The following is an 18,538-nucleotide window of genomic DNA, read 5'->3' on the forward strand; positions in this document are numbered from 1 at the left end:
GTGAAGCGGCGCGCCCGGGATCGCCGGGCGCGGGCTTTCAATTGATCTGGAAGGGATAAACCGCGCCCAGTTTAAGGATTTGCGTCAGTTCATCCAGTGCCGTCCGGCATTCAAGCAACAGCTGCGGGTCCGCCAGATCACTTTCACTGAGGCGGTCGCGGTAGTGCTTGCCGACCCATTGGGTCAGGGTGTCGTACAACGGCGCGGTCATGATAACCCCAGGATTGACTGCCGCCAGCTCGGTTTCATTCAGAGCCACTCGCAGACGCAGACAAGCCGGGCCACCGCCGTTCTGCATGCTCTGCTTGAGATCGAAAACCTTCACTTCGCGGATCAGGCCACCCGAGCTGGTAAGGCTTTGCAGGTACTGCCAGACCCGCTCGTTGCTGCGGCATTCTTCCGGCACGATCAGCAGCATTGAACCATCGGCACGGGACAGCAGTTGGCTGTTGAACAGGTAGGAGCGCACGGCATCTTCCACTGTCACCTGCGAGCGCGGCACACAAATCGACTGGAAGTTGCCGCCGCGCTTGCCCAGTTTGCCCTGCAGTTCGGCGAGCATCTTCTCGGTCTCGAGGAAGGCGTCCTCGTGATAGAACAGCACCTCGCCATTGCCCACGGCGATCACGTCGTTGTGGAACACGCCCTGGTCGATCACCGAGGGATTCTGCTGGGCATAGACCACACCCTCCTCGCTCAGGCCATGCAGACGCGCCACGGCTTGCGAGGCTTCCAGAGTCTGACGCGCCGGGTACTTCTGCGGCGCCGGGTAGCGGTTGTCGAACGCGCTGCGACCGAAGACAAAGAACTCGACACCGGCCTGGCCGTAATCACGGCAGAAGCGGGTGTGGTTGGCCGCGCCTTCATCACCGAACTGCGCCACCGCCGGCAACGCGGCGTGATGGGCAAAGTGTTTCTGGTCGGCGAACATCGCCCCCAGCACGCGGCTGGTGGTCGGGTGCTCGATGCTGCGGTGGTATTTGCAGTTCAAGTTGGCGGCGGTGAAATGCACGCGGCCATCGGCGGTGTCGGCACTCGGGCTGACGGTGGCGGCGTTGGCCACCCACATGCTCGATGCCGAGCAACTGGCGACCAGCAAGGGCATCGCCTGCTGGGCGGCTTGCTGGATGACTTGTGCATCAGTCCCGGCAAAACCCAGTTTGCGCAAGGCCGCAACATCAGGCCGCTCCTGCGGGGCGAGCACGCCTTGCTGGAAGCCCATTTCCATCAGCGCTTTCATTTTCGCCAGGCCCTGCAGCGCCGCTTCCTTGGGATTGGAGCCCTGCTGGCTGTTGCTCTGGGAGGCGACGTTGCCGTAGGACAAACCGCCGTAGTTATGGGTCGGCCCCACTAGACCGTCAAAATTGACTTCATAGGATTTCATCAGCGAGGCTCCACGAATCTGTTTGTTATAGGCATCGGTATCTACACAGGGCGCGCGTTTCGCGCTCGTTCGCCAGCCGGCCGGCTCCTACAGATCTGCAAGAGCCGGCTGGCCGGCGAAGAGACCATAAAGGCCTCTCGAATCAGGACAAGCGCACACCCGGCGTCAACGCGCTCGGCAGCACCAGGCTCGGGGTTTCCAGGGAAGCCACCGGATACGCGCAGTAATCCGCCGCGTAATAGGCACTGGCCCGATGGTTGCCCGAAGCCCCAACACCACCAAACGGCGCGCTGCTGGCGGCACCGGTCAACTGCTTGTTCCAGTTGACGATCCCGGCACGGCTCTGCAGCCAGAACTGCTGGTAACGCTCGGCAGAGTCCGACAACAGACCGGCAGCCAGGCCGTACTGAGTGTTGTTGGCCTCGACAATGGCCCCATCGAAATCAGCGTAGCGGATCACTTGCAGCAAGGGCCCGAACAGCTCTTCATCGGGACGCTCAGCCACGGCCGTCACATCCAGAATGCCTGGGGTCAGCAAAGCGGCCTGAGCCTGGGGCTGGGTCATTTCCAGCAAGGCCACGGCGCCATTGGCCAACAGTTGCTGCTGCGCATCCATCAGCGCGCGAGCCGCGCCCAGGGAAATCACCGAACCCATGAACGGCGCCGGCTGCTGGTCATACGCACCGACATCAATGCTTGCGCTGACCGCCACCAGGCGCGCCAGCAACGCATCACCCCAGGCGCCTTGTGGCACCAGCAGGCGGCGGGCGCAAGTGCAGCGCTGGCCGGCTGAAATGAAGGCCGATTGGATGATGGTGTACACCGCCGCATCCAGATCAGCGACCTGATCCACCACCAGCGGGTTGTTGCCGCCCATTTCCAGCGCCAGGATCTTGTCCGGACGCCCGGCAAATTGCTGGTGCAGATGATTGCCGGTGCGGCTGGAACCGGTGAAGAACAAGCCATCGATACCCGGATTGGCAGCCAGGGCGATACCGGTTTCCCGGGCGCCTTGCAGCAGGTTGAGGACGCCTGCCGGCAAACCGGCTTCGATCCAGCACTGCACCGTCAGCTCGGCGACTTTCGGCGTCAGCTCGCTGGGTTTGAACAGCACGCTGTTGCCCGCCAGCAGCGCGGGAACGATGTGCCCGTTAGGCAAGTGCCCCGGGAAATTGTAAGGGCCGAACACCGCCACCACGCCGTGGGGCTTGTGTCGCAGCACAGCGGTGGCGTCGCCCAAGGGGCCGCTCTTCTCGCCGGTGCGCTCGCGGTAGCTCTGCACCGAGATGGCGATCTTGTTGACCATGCTGGTGACTTCGGTGGCGGCTTCCCACAGCGGCTTGCCGGTTTCCTCACCGATGCAGCGGGCCAGTTCATCGGCCCGCGCCTTCAGGCTGGCGGCAAAGGCCTCGAGCACGCCGATGCGCTCTTCCAGAGAGCGCTTGGCCCAGGCCGGAAACGCCTGGCGGGCGGCCTGCACAGCGCTTTCCACTTGCGCGGCCGTGGCGCCGTTACCGGACCAGATAACCGCCTGGGTCACCGGATTGACCGAGGTGAAGGCTTCGCCCTGGCCGGCCAGCCATTGGCCTGCGATGTACAGCGTGCTCATTATTTCGACTCCCGAGAAGCAGACAGCGGAACCGCGCGGACCTGGTCGCCGGCGTTGAGTTGCAGGCGCTTGGCGGTCAGAGGATCAACCACCAGGGTGCCCGCGGCGAAGCGTGCAGGCGCCGCGGTGATGCGGCAATCCTCGCGCTTGCGGTTGTGGATCAGGAACGGCGTGGCGTCGTCGCCTGGGGTGCCGATGGCCAGCACCAATGCCTGGCTGTCACGTACCGCGCGGATCTTGCTGGTCTCGCACTCCACCGCCGGGCCGGCGTCGAAGATGTCGACATAGCCCTGGTAGCTGAAACCTTCACTCTTGAGCATGGCCAGGGCCGGCTCGGTGTCGGTGTGGACCTTGCCGATCACGTTGCGTGCATCCTCGGACAGGAAGCAGGTGTACAGCGGAAACTTGGGCATCAGCTCGGCGATGAACGCCTTGTTGCCGACCCCGGTCAGGTAATCCGCCTGGCTGAACTCCATCTTGAAGAAGTGCCGGCCCAGGCTCTCCCAGAATGGCGAACGACCATTCTCATCGGACATGCCGCGCATCTCGGCAATGATCTTGTTGCCGAACAGTTGCGGGAATTCAGCGATGAACAGCATCCGCGCCTTGGCCAGCATGCGGCCATTGAGGCCGGTGCGGTAATCGGCGTGAAGGAACAGCGAGCACAGCTCGGAGTTGCCGGTCAGGTCATTGGCCAGGAACAGCGTGGGGATCTCACGGTAGATGTTCAGCTCTTGGGAGGCGCTGACCGTCAGGCCGACCCGGAAGTTGTACCAGGGCTCGCGCAAGCCGACGGCGCCAGCGATGGCGGAAATCCCCACCACCCGGCCATTGTCGTCCTCCAGTACGAACAGGTAGTCCGCATCGCCACGCTCGGCTTCGCCGCGAAAGGTCTTTTCCGCCCAGCCAACCCTGTGGGTCAGGCGCTCTTCGTTGGCCGGCAAGGTGGTGAGGCCGGTGCCGGTGCTGCGGGCCAGGTCGATCAGCGCGGGTAAATCGCTGCTGCGTACGGGACGAACGATCATGCTATCTCCTCAGACGCAGGCCGCTGATGGCCTGCGCGAAACTCGCTGCTTTCCAGGCATGCTTTCCAGGTAATGGAAGCAGGCTTTAAACCGCCACCAGACGCACGCTGGCACCTTCGCCGACGCCCAGGGCTTCGGCGGCTTGCAGATCCAGGGTCACTGGTTTGCCCGGGGCGTAATCCAGCTCCAGCAACACGGCGCGGTAATCCTGCAACTGACCGTTGGACACCAGGTACTGACGACCACCGCCCTTGAGCGCCTCGCCAATCTTCACTGGCACCACGCGGCTCTGGGCAATGGAGCGGATACCCGAAACCCGTGCATGCAAGGTCGGGCCGCCATCGAAAATGTCGATGTAGTGATCGGTTTCAAAACCTTCGCGCATCAGGATGTCAAAGGTGATCTGCGCCCGCGGATGCACCTGGCCCATGGCTTCCTGGGCGGCGTCCGGCAGCAGCGGCACGTAGATCGGGTAATGGGGCATCAGCTCGGCAAGGAAGGTCCGGCTCTTCAGGCCGCACAGGCGCTCGGCCTCAGCGTAGTTGAGGTCGAAGAAATTACGCCCGATGGCGTCCCAGAACGGCGAATCACCGTGCTCATCGCTGTAGCCGACGATCTCGGTCACCACCGAATCGGCGAAACGCTCCGGGTGGCTGGCAACGAACAGCAGGCGGCCCCGGGAGTTGAGTTCCGACCAGGGCGATCCCACCAGCTCCGGCACCACATAGAAACTGGTCAACAGACTGTTGCCGGTCAGGTCGTGGCACTGGGACAGGACGTGGATCTTGTTATGGATCTTCAGCTCGCGGGACGCATGGACGAAGGTTTCATTACGGAAGCTGTAGAACGGCTCGGAATAACCGGCGGACGCGACGATGGCCGAACACCCCACCAGCTTGCCGCTGTCGGTGTCTTCCAGGACGAAAAAGTAGCTTTCCTCACCGTTGAAGCTCACTTCAGCAGCGAACGAAGCCTCGCTTGCAGCGATCTTGTCGCTCAGGCGGTCCACATCATCCGGCAAGGAGGTGACACCAATCGGGCTGTCTGCAGCCAGACGCTGTACCTCGCCCAGATCAGCCATTTGCGCGGGGCGCATCACCAGCATGGTGTCACTCCTTACTCTAAAACAGGTCGGAAACCGTCCGACTCAGGGAAAAAAATGCCGGGACAGCCCGGCACAGAAATTAGGCTCGACGCCGGCCACTAAAGCCAACGCCGAGAAGTACTGCTACCTGGATCAGGCTTGAGTCAGTTTCGCCACGGCGCGCTCGAAGCGGTCCAGGCCGGCGTCGATATCGGCATCCTCGATCACCAGGCTCGGGGCAAAGCGCACCACGTCCGGACCTGCTTGCAGAATCATCAGGCCTTCTTTCTCGGCGGCGTTGAACACGTCCTTGGCCTTGCCTTTCCAGGCTTCGCTGAGCACGCAACCGAGCAACAGGCCCAGGCCGCGGACTTCAGTGAACAAACCGTACTTCTCGCCGATCTGCAGCAGACGGGTCTTGAAGCGATCGTGCTTGGCCTTCACGCCATTGAGCACCTCGGGGGTGTTGATCACATCGATCACCGCCTCGGCCACGGCACACGCCAGCGGGTTGCCGCCGTAGGTGGTGCCGTGGGTGCCAACCACCAGGTGCTTGGCCAGCACTTCGGTGGTGAGCATCGCGGCGATCGGGAAACCACCGCCCAGGCTCTTGGCGCTGGTGAGGATGTCCGGGGTCACGCCGTAATACTGATAGGCGAACAGCTCGCCGCTGCGGCCCATGCCGGTCTGCACTTCGTCGAACACCAGCAGCGCGTTGTGCTGGTCGCACAGCTCGCGGGCGCCCTGCAGGTAGGCCAGTTCGGCCGGCAGCACGCCGCCTTCGCCCTGGATCGGCTCCAGCACCACGGCGCAGGTCTTGTCGGAAACCGCAGCCTTCAGAGCAGCCAGGTCGTTGTACGGCACATGGGTGATGCCGGTGATTTTCGGACCGAAGCCATCGGAATACTTCGACTGGCCACCGACGTTCACAGTGAACAGGGTGCGCCCGTGGAAGCTGTTCAGCGCGGCGATGATTTCGTACTTCTCGGCACCGAAACGATCGTGAGCCACGCGACGGGCCAGCTTGAAGGCGGCCTCGTTGGCTTCTGCACCGGAGTTACAGAAGAACGCGCGCTCAGCGAAGGTGGCGTCGATCAGCTTGTGAGCCAGACGCAGGGCCGGCTCGTTGGTGAACACGTTGGACACATGCCACAGTTTATTGGCCTGCTCGGTCAGAGCCCCCACCAGCGCCGGATGGGCGTGGCCCAGTACGTTGACCGCGATGCCGCCGGCGAAGTCGATCAGCTCCCGTCCCGACTGATCCCAGACTCGAGACCCCGCGCCGCGCACAGGAATGAAAGCCGCAGGTGCGTAGTTGGGAACCATCACCTGGTCGAAATCGGCGCGTTGCACCGGAGCTTGCTCAACGGACATCGGAGTCTCCTGAAGAGGAACACCCGCCTGAAACTGGCGAGCGATGGAGGGATTGTAAGGACAGTTTTGTGCCCGGCCTTGTCGCCAAGCGACAACTTCTTATAGCGCCAACCCAGGTTTTACGCGGGTTTATGGCAATGCGACAAATAGCGTCGCAAAGGCGCAGTTTAAACTGCGCAAGGCTCTAGCGGCAGATTCGCCGGGCAATTTGCCCAAGGTAATTACCCAGGTAGTTATCCAGGTTGCTATTCAGATAGTTACGTGGCGAGCGGACCCAAATCTCGAAAAGGTTATCGGCATTGCGATAACAAGGCGTCGAGCAGGATGTTGCGCGGTGAGCGGGTTGCCCGTGGGATTGGCCGGCAAGCCGACGCCTAACGGACGGGGTCAGCCGCGCTCGGCGGGTACGGAGGAGAGCTCGAACGGGCTGCTGCTGCGCCGTTGATTGCGATCTTCACGGGGAGTGGCGCCAAAGAAATTGCGGTAGGCACTGGAGAAGTGCGGACCGGAGGAGAAGCCGCAGGACAGGCCGATCTGAATGATCGACTTGCTGGTCTGCATCAGCATCTGTCGGGCCTTGTTCAGGCGCAGCTCCAGGTAATACTGGCTGGGCACCCGATTCAGGTATTGCTTGAAGATCCGCTCCAACTGACGTCGGGACACACAGACATGCTGGGCAATTTCGTCGGTGGTCAGCGGTTCTTCGATATTGGCCTCCATCAGCAGCACGGCCTGAGTCAGCTTCGGATGGCTGGAACCCAGACGGTTCTGCAGCGGAATCCGCTGACGCTCGCCGCCCTCGCGGATGCGCTCCACCACCAGTTCTTCCGACACCGCACCGGCCAGCTCGGCACCGTGATCGCGCGCCAGCACCGCCAGCAACAGATCCAGCACCGACATGCCGCCACAGGCCGTCAGGCGATCACGATCCCAATCGAACAGATGACTGGTGGCAATGACCTTGGGGAAGCGTTCGGCAAAATCGTCCTGCCAGCGCCAGTGCACCGCCGCCCGATAACCATCGAGCAGACCCAGTTGGGCCAGCGGGTAAACCCCGGCGGACAACCCTCCAATCACACAGCCGGCACGCACCAGCTGCTTGAGGGCGCTACTGAGGGTCGAACTCATCGGTGCCGGCGGCTCATCGGCCAGCAGGAACAACTTCTGACAACCTTCAAGCTTGCCCGCCCAAGGCTCCCCCGGCAGTTGCCAGGCGCCTTCGACTGGCGCTTCGGCCTGCAGGAATGCCAGCTCATAGACCACGTCCGGGTGCACCCGCTGGGCAACACGCAAGGCCTCCTCGGCCAGCGCCAGCGTCAAGGCTTTAGTGCTGGGCCAAATCAGGAAACCAATTCGATGGGCAGTCATGGCGGGCAATCCGAAACGAAAACAGTGTTAGAAGCCAAGGGCGGCAGCACCAAGTTAGACCATCTGGCGCGCGGTGCGCAGCATGACCTAATTTGGTGCATAACGGCAGCTATTACTTGAGGCTGCCGGAGAGGAATTGTTGCAAACGTTCTGATTGCGGGTTCACCAGCACTTCCCGCGGGTTGCCGCTTTCTTCCACCACGCCTTTGTGCAGGAACACCAACTGGTTGGAGACTTCACGGGCAAAGCCCATCTCGTGAGTCACCACCACCATGGTCCGGCCTTCCTGGGCCAGGGCCTGCATGACCTTCAACACGTCACCCACCAGCTCAGGGTCCAGGGCCGAGGTCGGCTCGTCGAACAGCATGACTTCCGGCTCCATGGCCAGAGCCCGGGCGATAGCCACGCGCTGCTGCTCACCACCGGACATGTGCCCCGGGTAAGCATCCTTGCGGTGCGCCACACCCACCTTGGCCAGGTAATGCTCGGCCTTCTCGCGAGCCTCGGCCTTGGACACACCCAGCACATGCACCGGTGCTTCCATGATGTTTTCAATGGCGGTCATGTGCGACCACAGGTTGAAGTGCTGGAACACCATCGACAGGCGCGAACGCATGCGCTGCAACTGCTTGGGATCGGCGGCCTTCAGCGCGCCGTCCTTGTTGGCCACCAGCTTCAACTCTTCGTTGTTCAGCAGGATCTTGCCGGCATGGGGCTGCTCCAGCAGGTTGATGCAGCGCAAAAAGGTACTTTTGCCCGAGCCACTGGAGCCGATGATGCTGATCACATCGCCAGCTGCGGCCTTCAGGGACACGCCCTTGAGCACTTCGTGACTGCCATAGCGCTTATGCAGGTCTTGGACTTCAAGTTTGTACATGCGGTCGGTTCTCACAAAAACAGTCAGTCGTTGAGCAAGCGCCCGTGACGCAGCGCTTCGCGCCCCGCCACCTTGGCCAGCCAGAAACCGGGTTGGGCATAACGCAGCCGCTCAACGGCGAACAACACGCCGCTGGTGCCAGCACACACCGTACTGACCCGATCGGATAGGGGATCAATCACTTCAAAAATCGGTTCGCCCACTTCTACCCAGCTACCGGCCGGACGCAGAAAGCTCACCACGCCGGGGTGCGGCGCATACAGCAATTCGGTGCCTTCAAACGGCATGGCTTCACAGGCTTCACGCCCGGGCGCCGGCCACTCACCGGCGATCAGCCCCTGCTCGGCGAGAAACGCCAGGATGCCAGCGGCATGCGCCTCGGCCTGAGGACGCCCGGTGTCGGCCTGACCGCCCAGTTCCAGAGTGGTGGCCAGGCAGGCCAGGGGGATCTGCGCCTCGGGAAACTGTTGCGACAGACGCAACCAAGGCAGCGAGCAGGCTTCATCGAACGAACTGCCACCGGAATCTTCCGCCAGCAACCCGACCTTCACATCCAGGTGCGCCGCCAGGGAGCGCCACTGCGGCCAATGCTGCGGCAAGGCGTACATATGCAGCGCCGCCTCGGTATCGCAATGCAGGTCCAGCACCACATCCGCCGTGCAGGCATGACTCAGGAGCACCCGCTGCATGCCCTGCAACTGGCTGGCGGCCGGCGGTAATTCGGACAGCACTTCGCTCATGGCCTGACGGATCAAGCGCACATTGGCGTGAGGATCATCCCCCAGGCGCCCTTCCAGGCGCTGGGCCACAGGCCCGCTCAACTCGACGAAGTCGCGGTTGAAGTTCTTGCCGCTGCCGGCCTCGAAACGCCCCTGGTGATTGCCTTGCAGCAACTGCCCCAACCCCAGCGGATTGGCCACGGGCACCAGTTCGATAACACCGTTGAGGGCACCCTCGGCTTCCAGTTCGGCCAGGCGCTTTTTCAGCTCCCAGGCGGTGCGCATGCCGGGCAACTCGTCGGCATGCAGACTGGCCTGGATATAGGCCTTGCGCTCGCCACTGCCGAAACGGAACACCGAGATGCTGCGTTCGCTGCCCAGGTGGCTCCAGGGCAATGGATGATCGATACGCTGCATATCAGTGCTTCCGCGGTGCCAGGTAGCGCAGCCAGCGGCCTTCGGCCAGCTTGAACAGGCGCACCAGGATGAACGTCAGGCACAGATAGAACACACCCGCAGTGATATAGGCCTCGAACGGCAGGTAGTACTGCGCGTTGACCGTGCGCGCCGCGCCGGTGATGTCGATCAGGGTCACGATGGAGGCCAGACTGGTGGTCTGCAGCATCATGATCACTTCGTTGCTGTACTGCGGCAGAGCCCGGCGCAGGGCCGATGGCAGGAGAATGCGGCGATACATCTTGTAGCGCGACATGCCCATGGCCTTGGCCGCCTCGATCTCACCGTTAGGCGTGGCCTTGAGGCTGCCGGCGATGATTTCTGCGGTGTAGGCGCTGGTGTTGACGGCAAAGGCCAGGCAGGCACAGAAGGTCGCGCTGGACAGCCAGGGCCAGAGGAAACTCTCACGCACCGCTTCAAACTGGGCCAGGCCGTAGTAGATCAGGAACAACTGCACCAGCATCGGCGTGCCACGGATTACATAGGTGTAGAGCCAGGCGCTCATGTTCACCAATGGCTGCTTGGACACCCGCATCAGCCCCAGGGGCAAGGCCACCAGCAAACCGAAGAACAGCGACAGTGCCAACAGCTTCAGAGTGGTCAGCAAGCCGCTGAAGTACAGCGGCAAGGCGTCATAGATGACGTTGTAGTCGAAGATCATAGATCAGCCGCCCTTACGCCTACCGAGTAGCGCTTCTCAAGGTGACGCAATGCCAGCAACGAGACACTGGTGATCACCAGGTACATGGCCGCCACTGCGAGGAAGAAGGTGAAAGGCTCGCGAGTGGCGTCTGCCGCCTGCTTGGCCTTGAACATCATGTCTTGCAGGCCCACCACCGAAATCAGCGCGGTAGCCTTGGTCAGCACCAGCCAGTTGTTGGTGAAGCCGGGAATCGCCAGGCGAATCATCTGCGGCACCATCACCCGGAAGAACACCTGGAAGCTGCTCATGCCGTAAGCCATGCCCGCTTCGGCCTGCCCCTTGGGAATCGCCATGAAGGCGCCACGGAAGGTTTCCGACAGGTAGGCACCGAAGATGAAGCCCAGGGTACCGATACCGGCGGCCAGCGGATTGAGGTCGATGTAATCGTCGTAGCCCAGCAGCGGCGCCACACGGTTCAGCAGGTCCTGGCCGCCGTAGAAGATCAGCAGGATCAGCACCAGATCGGGAATGCCACGAATCACCGTGGAATACAGATCGCCGAGCCAGGCCAGCCAGCGCACCGGCGAGAGGCGCAACGCGACCCCGACCAGACCCAGAACAATGGCCAGGGCCATGGACGACAAGGCGAGCTGAAGCGTCAGCCAAGCGCCATCGAGGATGACAGCCCCGTAGCCTTTCAACATGATTCAGGTCCTCGAAAATTGGGATGAAAAAATGGCGCAAACTTCAGAGATTCTGCTGCTTGCGCCATCTCGGACTGACTGTTTCGACGGTCTTACTTGCCGTAAATGTCGAAGTCGAAGTACTTGTCCTGGATTTGCTTGTACTTGCCATTCTCACGAATGGCAGCGATGGCGGCGTTAATCTTGTCCAGATCGGCCTTGTCACCCTTGCGTACAGCGATCCCTACGCCATCGCCGAAGTATTTGACGTCAGTGAAAGCCGGACCGACGAAGGCGAAGCCTTTGCCGGCGTCGGTTTTCAGGAAGCCGTCATTCAACAGCGTAGCGTCCGCCACGGTGCCGTCGAGGCGACCGGCCGCCACATCCAGGTAGATTTCGTTCTGCGAGCCGTAAGGCTTGATCTGTGCACCCAGCGGCGCCAGGACTTCACGAGCGAAACGCTCGTGGATCGAGCCACGCTGTACGCCGATATTCTTGCCTTTGAGCTCAGCCAGGCCATCGCCGACCTGGGTACCGGCCTTCATCACCAGACGGGCCGGAGTGTTGTAGTACTTGTTGGTGAAGTCCACGGACTTCTTGCGATCGTCAGTGATCGACATGGACGAGAGGATGGCGTCGATCTTGCGCACTTTCAGCGCCGGGATCAGGCCATCGAACTCTTGCTCGACCCATACGCACTTGACCTTCATCTCTTCGCACAGGGCATTGCCGATGTCGTAGTCGAAACCGACGATGCTGCCATCCGGCGCCTTGGAGGCAAACGGAGGGTAAGCCGCTTCGATACCAATTTTCAGCGGCTTTTCATCGGCGAAAGTCGGCAAGGACAGCACGGACAGTGCCAGGGCGCCAAGAAGCACGAGTTTCTTCATCTTAGAACTCCATCGGTAAAGGGCGAAAACGGCAGAGTGAGCGACAGCCCAATATGCGAATGGGTGAAACCTGAATTGCCGCGCTGCGTCCTGGGAACTCCGCAGAGGACTCACACACAGGCAGCGACGAGCGAGTGACCGGCATTCTAACGACAGGCTGGAAGCCGATATTTCCTCAATGCGACAACAAATTACAGAAGCATTGAGAATGCCGGGGCAGCACATTGACAGCTCTTCAAATCTATGCAAGAGCAAAAGACAGTAAACCGATCTATGTTGCAAATTGCGGGCCTATTATTCGCAAAGCCTTCTATTCCGGCAAGCGCAGCGTGATGACTTATTTTTTATAAGGGTATAAAAGGCCCCGAAATAGGGCCGGGCGTTTCCCATTGCCCCGAAAGTGAGCGCGGGGTTACATCTTCGGCAACGTCGGTAACATTCATATGCGCTCGCCGGAAATATCCGATATTTATTCGCCCCTCTTCGCTGACAAGCCAACCCCCTGCAACAACCACGCAGCCCCGCAGCAATCAGCTTGCCGGCGCATCACGTGGCCATAAAAAAGCCCCGCCCGGCACAAGGCCGGGCGGGGCTGGATGACTCGGAACCCGCCTCAGGCGACGTTCATGGTCTTGTGAGTATCAATCAGATGCTGCACCACACTTGGGTCGGCCAAGGTGGAGATATCGCCCAGACCGTCGTACTCCGCCGTGGCAATCTTGCGCAGGATTCGCCGCATGATCTTCCCGGAACGCGTTTTCGGCAGGCCCGGCGCCCATTGGATGACATCCGGCGAGGCGATCGGACCGATCTCCTTACGCACCCAATTCTTCAGCTCCAGACGCAGGGCTTCGCTCGGTTCTTCGCCGCCATTGAGGGTCACATAGACATAGATGCCCTGGCCCTTGATGTCGTGAGGCACGCCCACCACCGCCGCTTCGGCAACTTTAGGGTGAGCGACCATGGCACTTTCGATCTCGGCGGTCCCCATGCGGTGCCCGGACACGTTGAGTACATCGTCCACGCGACCGGTGATCCAGTAGTAGCCGTCTTCATCGCGACGAGCGCCGTCACCAGTGAAGTACATGCCACGGAAGGTCTTGAAGTAGGTATCGACGAAACGATCATGATCGCGGTACAGGGTCCGCGCCTGGCCCGGCCAGGAGTCGAGGATCACCAGATTGCCCTCGGCCGCGCCTTCGATGATGTTGCCCAGGTTGTCTACCAGGGCCGGGACCACGCCGAAGAATGGACGTGCTGCAGAACCCGGCTTCAGGGCATGCGCCCCCGGCAGCGGGCTCATCAGAGTGGCGCCGGTTTCGGTCTGCCACCAGGTGTCGACAATCGGGCAACGGGATTGGCCGACGTTCTTGTAGTACCAATCCCAAGCTTCCGGGTTGATCGGCTCGCCCACCGACCCCAGCAAGCGTAGGCTGCTGCCGTCGGCGCCTTCGCAGGCGGCGGTGCCCGAAGCCATCATGGCGCGGATCGCGGTCGGAGCGGTGTAGAGGATATTGACCTTGTGCTTGTCGACGATCTTCGCCACCCGGGTCACGTCCGGGTAGTTGGGCACACCTTCGAACAGCACAGTGGTGGCGCCGTTGGCCAAGGGGCCATAGACAATGTAGGTGTGGCCGGTGACCCAGCCGACGTCGGCGGTGCACCAGTAGACTTCGCCCGGACGGTAGTCGAACACCCGCTCATGGGTCAGCGACGCATAGAGCAAGTAACCGCCAGTGGTGTGCTGCACGCCCTTGGGCTTGCCGGTGGAGCCAGAGGTGTAAAGGATGAACAGCGCTTCTTCGGCACCCATCTCTTTCGGTGCACAGACGCTGCCGGCCACTTTCATCAGGTCTTCGTACCAGATGTCGCGGTGCTGGTTCCACTTGATGTCGCCACCGGTGCGCTTGCACACGATGACTTTCTGGATGCTGCTGGTTTCCGGATTGGTCAGGGCGTCGTCGACATTAGCCTTGAGCGGCACCTTCTTGCCCGCCCGGATGCCTTCGTCGGCAGTGATCACCACTTTCGAACGGCAGTCGATAATGCGACCGGCCAGCGCCTCAGGCGAGAAGCCACCGAACACCACCGAATGGATCGCGCCGATACGGGTACAGGCCAGCATGGCCACCACCGCTTCGGGGATCATCGGCATATAGATAGTCACCACGTCGCCGCGGTGCACGTCCTGGCCGCGCAGGGCGTTGGCGAACTTGCAGACTTCTTCATGCAGTTCGCGGTAGGTGATGTTGCGGCTTTCGGAAGGATCGTCGCCTTCCCAGATGATCGCGATCTGATCGCCACGTTCGGCGAGATGGCGATCCAGACAGTTGTAGGAGACGTTCAAGGTGCCATCGGCGAACCACTTGATATCCACGTGGTGGTCGTCGAAGGAGGTCTGCTTCACCGTGGTAAAAGGCTTGATCCAGTCGAGACGCTTGGCCTGTTCGCGCCAGAAACCGTCCGGGTTCACGACCGACTGCTGGTACATGGCCTTGTAGGTCGCCTCGTCAGTCAGCGTATTGGCCAAAACCTCGGGACGAACGGGATACAGAGAAGCCGCACTCATCTTTCTTACCTCGGTGACATAGTTGTTTTTGTATGACCCCGTTGTAGCCGGGGGGCGCCTATAGAACCATTCGACGATGGTAGTAACAACCCCCTGCGAAATACCCTGATATTTGCCGCAACCCTTCAAGAACGCTGCTTACAGCGATATTCACCGCGGATAAAAATGTTCAAACAGACCTGCAGACAGGCCTTTTTCGGGGATTGTTACAAAAACTGTCAAAGGTGTTTATCAAAAGTACGCCTATATGGCCGCCGACCCCGGGCCTAAAATCCGTCTCGCCAAACAGGCAATCTGATTAACCAAGTTGCAGCCCCCACGAAGGCAGTTAATCAAACTTCTACTCAAGTTCCACACGCAGCCCCACAAAGGCTGCGTGACCCCACACGACCTTAGAAAGGTAAAACGCAAATGAAAGCTTTATTAGTTCTGGCCCTCAGCAGTCTGTGCGTTACCGCGATGGCTGATGAGATCCCGACTGATGTCGCCCAGCAGCAAGTACCGGTAGAGGAATACACTTACTCCACTGACCTGGATATCGCCAAAGTTATCTCCATGAGCGAAGTTCCAGAAGTATGCGAAGTTGTACCAGCGCGCATGGAATATGAAGACTCCCACGGTCAGCGGCATATTCTTCAATACCGCGTAATGGGCAACGGTTGTTCTAACGGCTAATAGCCAAGTTCATTGCATAGACCTTGATGACTGCCGGCCGCAAGAAATCCCTCTTGCGGCAAAGATGCCCGACAACGACCCGCCCAAGGGCAGTGAAAGGCTTCACCTTGACGACGTGCGAGTACGGCAATCGCACGCACTTTTTGCTGCCGTGGTTGATGGCCTGCTCATGGCACTGCCAACGACCTTTTGAGCCTCTCGGCTGACGACTTCGACGAGGGCAATCCCGCCGACCTTGAAGACCTCTGCCAGGAGATTTTCAGCGACAAAACCGGACGATTCGAGTTGTGTTCAAAACCTGAAAAAGGCTTGCAAAAACACAACATCTAGTAAAATTGGCTATTTTTTGGCCACTCGAGGATATTTTTTTCGAGCCTGAAAAAAAATCTTCAACGGCCAAAGCCTTGTAAACCCGCGCTTTGCTCTCAGTCCCCCTCCTTCTTGGGCCCGCCTGCGCCCATCGGTCGCCCCACGGCCCTGAAAATATCCTTATAATGCGTCCTCAAAACGGGCCCGCAACATTCCCTTACCGGATGAAAACGACCTGCTGAATCCCGCGCCGGAACCGACACCCTCAGTTCCGCCCGACAGCAGCTTCAAGGCACCCGAACACGTATTTCTGTTTATTGCCTGCGTTCACTGCTGCAACAAACGATTTCCAATGATTTAACGCGGCCAGTAGCGCCGTGTGAAAAGCCAACCCTTTTGTTTTCACACGGGCATCTGGCCCTCAAGCAGGAGACGACACGTCATGCTGAGCTGGGACGAATTCGACAAAGAAGAAGGCGAAGTTGCAGTCAAAGGCGCCAACGCCGGCCACGCTACTGAAGCCAACATGGACCGCCTCGACAGCGCCGGTGGTGCCGCCGCTCTTGAAGCACGCGCCGTGACTGCCAGCGACTCCGCTGCCGTGGCCCGCGCCAAGGCGTCCCTGGACCAGCTCGATATCGCCGAAGGCCTGGCTGAACTGGAAGGCTCTTCCGCTCGTGTCGCCGTTGACGAAAAGCGCATGATCAACTGCCGCGCCGACCTCAACCAGTTGGTACCGTTCAAGTACGACTGGGCCTGGCAGAAGTACCTCGACGGCTGCGCCAACCACTGGATGCCGCAAGAGGTCAACATGACCGCCGACATCGCCCTGTGGAAAAACCCGGAAGGCCTGACCGACGACGAGCGTCGCATCGTCATGCGCAACCTGGGCTTCTTCTCCACCGCCGACTCCCTGGTTGCCAACAACCTGGTATTGGCCGTGTACCGCCTGATCACCAACCCGGAATGCCGCCAGTACATCCTGCGCCAGGCGTTCGAAGAGGCGATCCACACCCACGCCTATCAGTACTGCATCGAATCGTTGGCCATGGATGAAGGCGAGATCTTCAACATGTACCACGAGATTCCATCGGTCGCGAAGAAAGCTGCCTGGGGCCTGAAGTACACCCGTTCGATCTCCGATCCGAAATTCGAAACCGGCACCGTCGACACCGACAAGGAATTGCTGCGCAACCTGATCGCCTACTACTGCGTTCTGGAAGGCATCTTCTTCTATTGCGGCTTCACCCAGATCCTGTCCATGGGCCGTCGCAACAAGATGACCGGTGTCGCCGAGCAGTTCCAATACATCCTGCGCGACGAATCCATGCACCTGAACTTCGGCATCGACGTGATCAACCAAATCAAGATCGAAAACCCGCACCTGTGGGATGCCGAGATGAAGGAAGAAGCCACCCAGATGATTCTCCAGGGCACTCAACTGGAAATCGAATACGCTCGCGATACCATGCCGCGCGGCGTACTGGGCATGAACGCGGCGATGATGGAGGACTACCTCAAGTTCATCGCCAACCGTCGCCTGTCGCAGATCGGTTTGAAGGAAGAGTACCCAGGTACCACCAACCCGTTCCCATGGATGAGCGAGATCATGGACTTGAAGAAAGAGAAGAACTTCTTCGAGACCCGCGTGATCGAGTATCAGACTGGCGGTGCATTGAGCTGGGATTGATTCCCGGATCGATGAAACAAACAAGAAGCCCTGACTTGGTCAGGGCTTTTTTATTGGCCGCGCAAATCCGCACCTGCTTCATCTACAAGGCCCGGCTCATTAAAGTGCGTGCAGGCTTCAAGACCTGCCGTTATAAAGTTCCCTCCCCCGCTTAAGGATCAAAGCGCTCATGAAATTCGATACCGCCTACTGCATCAGCCTCGACGAAAAGTTGTCGATCTATGACGTGCGGGATCTGAACTTCGATGAAACCCTGGTCTTCGACTCGACCAAGGAAAGCTTCCAGTGCCCCAACGATGACTGTCGCGCAGCGTTCGATGCCGCCAATCAACTGGGCACCTTCAATGCCAAGAACGTCAATTACATCCGCACTCCGCATTTCAAGAACCTGCCCAGCACTCTTCATATAGAAGGCTGCCCTTACGGGATCAGCAAAAGCCCCGGCAGCATCGAAGGGGCTGCAGTCGAGGATGATCGCGAGGAGCACTTCCCTTCGGAGCTGCTGCTGACCCGCCGCGAATACCTGCGGCGACCGGCCAACCCGACAGCAGCGCCGCAGACACCTGGAAATAACCCGCCAGTGACGCCTGCCAGCTTGCAAGCGCCCCACGCCGGGCGCGATACAACCCCGGACAAGACCAGCGTCTTCGCTCACCCGGTGGAATGCTTCGTGTCGAATATCGACGACAAGGAACTGCTCAAGCGCATGCCGTTGAAGATCGGCGAGCACACAGCGTCCTACGCCTCGTTCTTCAAGAAGATCGAGTACCTGCTGGATAACAAGGGGCTGATCTACTGGGGCAAGATCAAGGAAATCAAGGACTACACCCAGAGCTTTCGCATCGACTTCGAGCACAAGGTCTGGTTCAAGGAAGAGGGAGAAGCCAAGAAGAAGCCCTATTCAGTCAACGTCTACCTGAGCAAGAAACTGGTCGACAACTACCGCAAGCGCAAAGCCTTCCTTGAAGAGATCAAGGGCGCCATCGACAGCCAGCGTGAGTTGTACTGCTTCTTCTATGGCGTCACCCCGACACTCAAGCAGGTGCCGAGCAAGAAAAACCCCGAAGCGACCTTCGGGGTGTTCAGCGCCAATATCGAGAACCTGGACCATTTCGTGATTCGCGAGGCACCGGGCCTGGAAGCAAAATAGCCCCCTACGGTTTCACCGCTTGGGCAACTCCAG

At 60.2% G+C, this 18,538-nt stretch carries 15 protein-coding genes; 3 read left to right on the forward strand and 12 right to left on the reverse strand.

The annotated features are described in order from the left end of the window. Positions 1–37 precede the first annotated feature (37 nt). The 12 genes from astB to acs all read right to left on the reverse strand — a co-directional run bounded on the left by astB (position 38) and on the right by acs (position 14,681). Complete coding sequence (astB, locus tag PFZ56_RS27910; protein WP_102860685.1) at positions 38–1,384, reverse strand: N-succinylarginine dihydrolase; 1,347 nt, start codon at positions 1,382–1,384, stop codon at positions 38–40. 142 nt (positions 1,385–1,526) lie between these two features. After that, positions 1,527–2,996 carry a succinylglutamate-semialdehyde dehydrogenase gene (gene astD, locus PFZ56_RS27915; RefSeq protein WP_170001976.1) on the reverse strand — a complete coding sequence of 490 codons (1,470 nt, stop codon included), beginning with the start codon at positions 2,994–2,996 and terminating at the stop codon, positions 1,527–1,529. After that, positions 2,993–4,018, reverse strand: coding sequence for an arginine N-succinyltransferase (astA, locus tag PFZ56_RS27920; RefSeq protein ID WP_016968175.1), 1,026 nt, complete (start codon positions 4,016–4,018; stop codon positions 2,993–2,995). The genes astD and astA overlap by 4 nt, the downstream gene beginning before the upstream one ends. 85 nt (positions 4,019–4,103) lie before the next feature. Further along, positions 4,104–5,123, reverse strand: a complete 1,020-nt coding sequence (gene aruF / locus PFZ56_RS27925; protein WP_102860683.1) for an arginine/ornithine succinyltransferase subunit alpha — start codon at positions 5,121–5,123, stop codon at positions 4,104–4,106. 132 nt (positions 5,124–5,255) lie between these two features. Beyond that, entirely contained in the window at positions 5,256–6,476 is a 1,221-nt protein-coding gene (locus PFZ56_RS27930; protein WP_170001943.1) for an aspartate aminotransferase family protein, read from the reverse strand. Positions 6,477–6,863: 387 nt separating this feature from the next. Continuing rightward, complete coding sequence (argR, locus tag PFZ56_RS27935) at positions 6,864–7,844, reverse strand: transcriptional regulator ArgR (RefSeq protein WP_102860681.1); 981 nt, start codon at positions 7,842–7,844, stop codon at positions 6,864–6,866. Positions 7,845–7,956: 112 nt separating this feature from the next. Next, a complete protein-coding gene (locus PFZ56_RS27940) occupies positions 7,957–8,721 on the reverse strand; it encodes an ABC transporter ATP-binding protein (RefSeq protein WP_011062773.1) in 765 nt (254 codons plus the stop codon). 23 nt (positions 8,722–8,744) lie between these two features. Continuing rightward, positions 8,745–9,857 carry a succinylglutamate desuccinylase/aspartoacylase family protein gene (locus PFZ56_RS27945; RefSeq protein ID WP_110594762.1) on the reverse strand — a complete coding sequence of 371 codons (1,113 nt, stop codon included), beginning with the start codon at positions 9,855–9,857 and terminating at the stop codon, positions 8,745–8,747. Position 9,858: 1 nt separating this feature from the next. Then, a complete protein-coding gene (locus PFZ56_RS27950; protein ID WP_102860679.1) occupies positions 9,859–10,557 on the reverse strand; it encodes an ABC transporter permease in 699 nt (232 codons plus the stop codon). Then, the gene (locus tag PFZ56_RS27955) at positions 10,554–11,243 is read right to left on the reverse strand and encodes an ABC transporter permease (protein ID WP_102880596.1); all 690 of its coding nucleotides are present in this window, start codon (positions 11,241–11,243) and stop codon (positions 10,554–10,556) included. Before PFZ56_RS27955 ends, PFZ56_RS27950 begins: the two co-directional genes overlap by 4 nt. Positions 11,244–11,335: 92 nt before the next feature. Continuing rightward, positions 11,336–12,112 carry an ABC transporter substrate-binding protein gene (locus PFZ56_RS27960; protein WP_170001945.1) on the reverse strand — a complete coding sequence of 259 codons (777 nt, stop codon included), beginning with the start codon at positions 12,110–12,112 and terminating at the stop codon, positions 11,336–11,338. Between the two features lie 613 nt (positions 12,113–12,725). Then, positions 12,726–14,681 carry an acetate--CoA ligase gene (gene acs / locus PFZ56_RS27965; protein ID WP_016968106.1) on the reverse strand — a complete coding sequence of 652 codons (1,956 nt, stop codon included), beginning with the start codon at positions 14,679–14,681 and terminating at the stop codon, positions 12,726–12,728. Between the two features lie 411 nt (positions 14,682–15,092). On the opposite strand from acs, the gene PFZ56_RS27970 reads away from it, so the two are divergent. From PFZ56_RS27970 to PFZ56_RS27980, 3 genes are all read left to right on the forward strand, one after another. Further along, positions 15,093–15,356: a DUF2790 domain-containing protein gene (locus PFZ56_RS27970; protein ID WP_016968107.1), complete on the forward strand. Its 264-nt coding sequence runs from the start codon at positions 15,093–15,095 to the stop codon at positions 15,354–15,356. Between the two features lie 751 nt (positions 15,357–16,107). Beyond that, positions 16,108–17,355 (forward strand): ribonucleotide-diphosphate reductase subunit beta, encoded by a 1,248-nt coding sequence (locus tag PFZ56_RS27975; RefSeq protein WP_011062780.1) that lies wholly within the window; start codon positions 16,108–16,110, stop codon positions 17,353–17,355. A gap of 169 nt (positions 17,356–17,524) precedes the next feature. Next, positions 17,525–18,505 (forward strand): hypothetical protein, encoded by a 981-nt coding sequence (locus tag PFZ56_RS27980; RefSeq protein ID WP_170001947.1) that lies wholly within the window; start codon positions 17,525–17,527, stop codon positions 18,503–18,505. Positions 18,506–18,538: the final 33 nt, after the last annotated feature.

Source organism: Pseudomonas danubii (assembly GCF_042980055.1).
In the GTDB taxonomy this organism is placed as follows: domain Bacteria; phylum Pseudomonadota; class Gammaproteobacteria; order Pseudomonadales; family Pseudomonadaceae; genus Aquipseudomonas; species Aquipseudomonas danubii.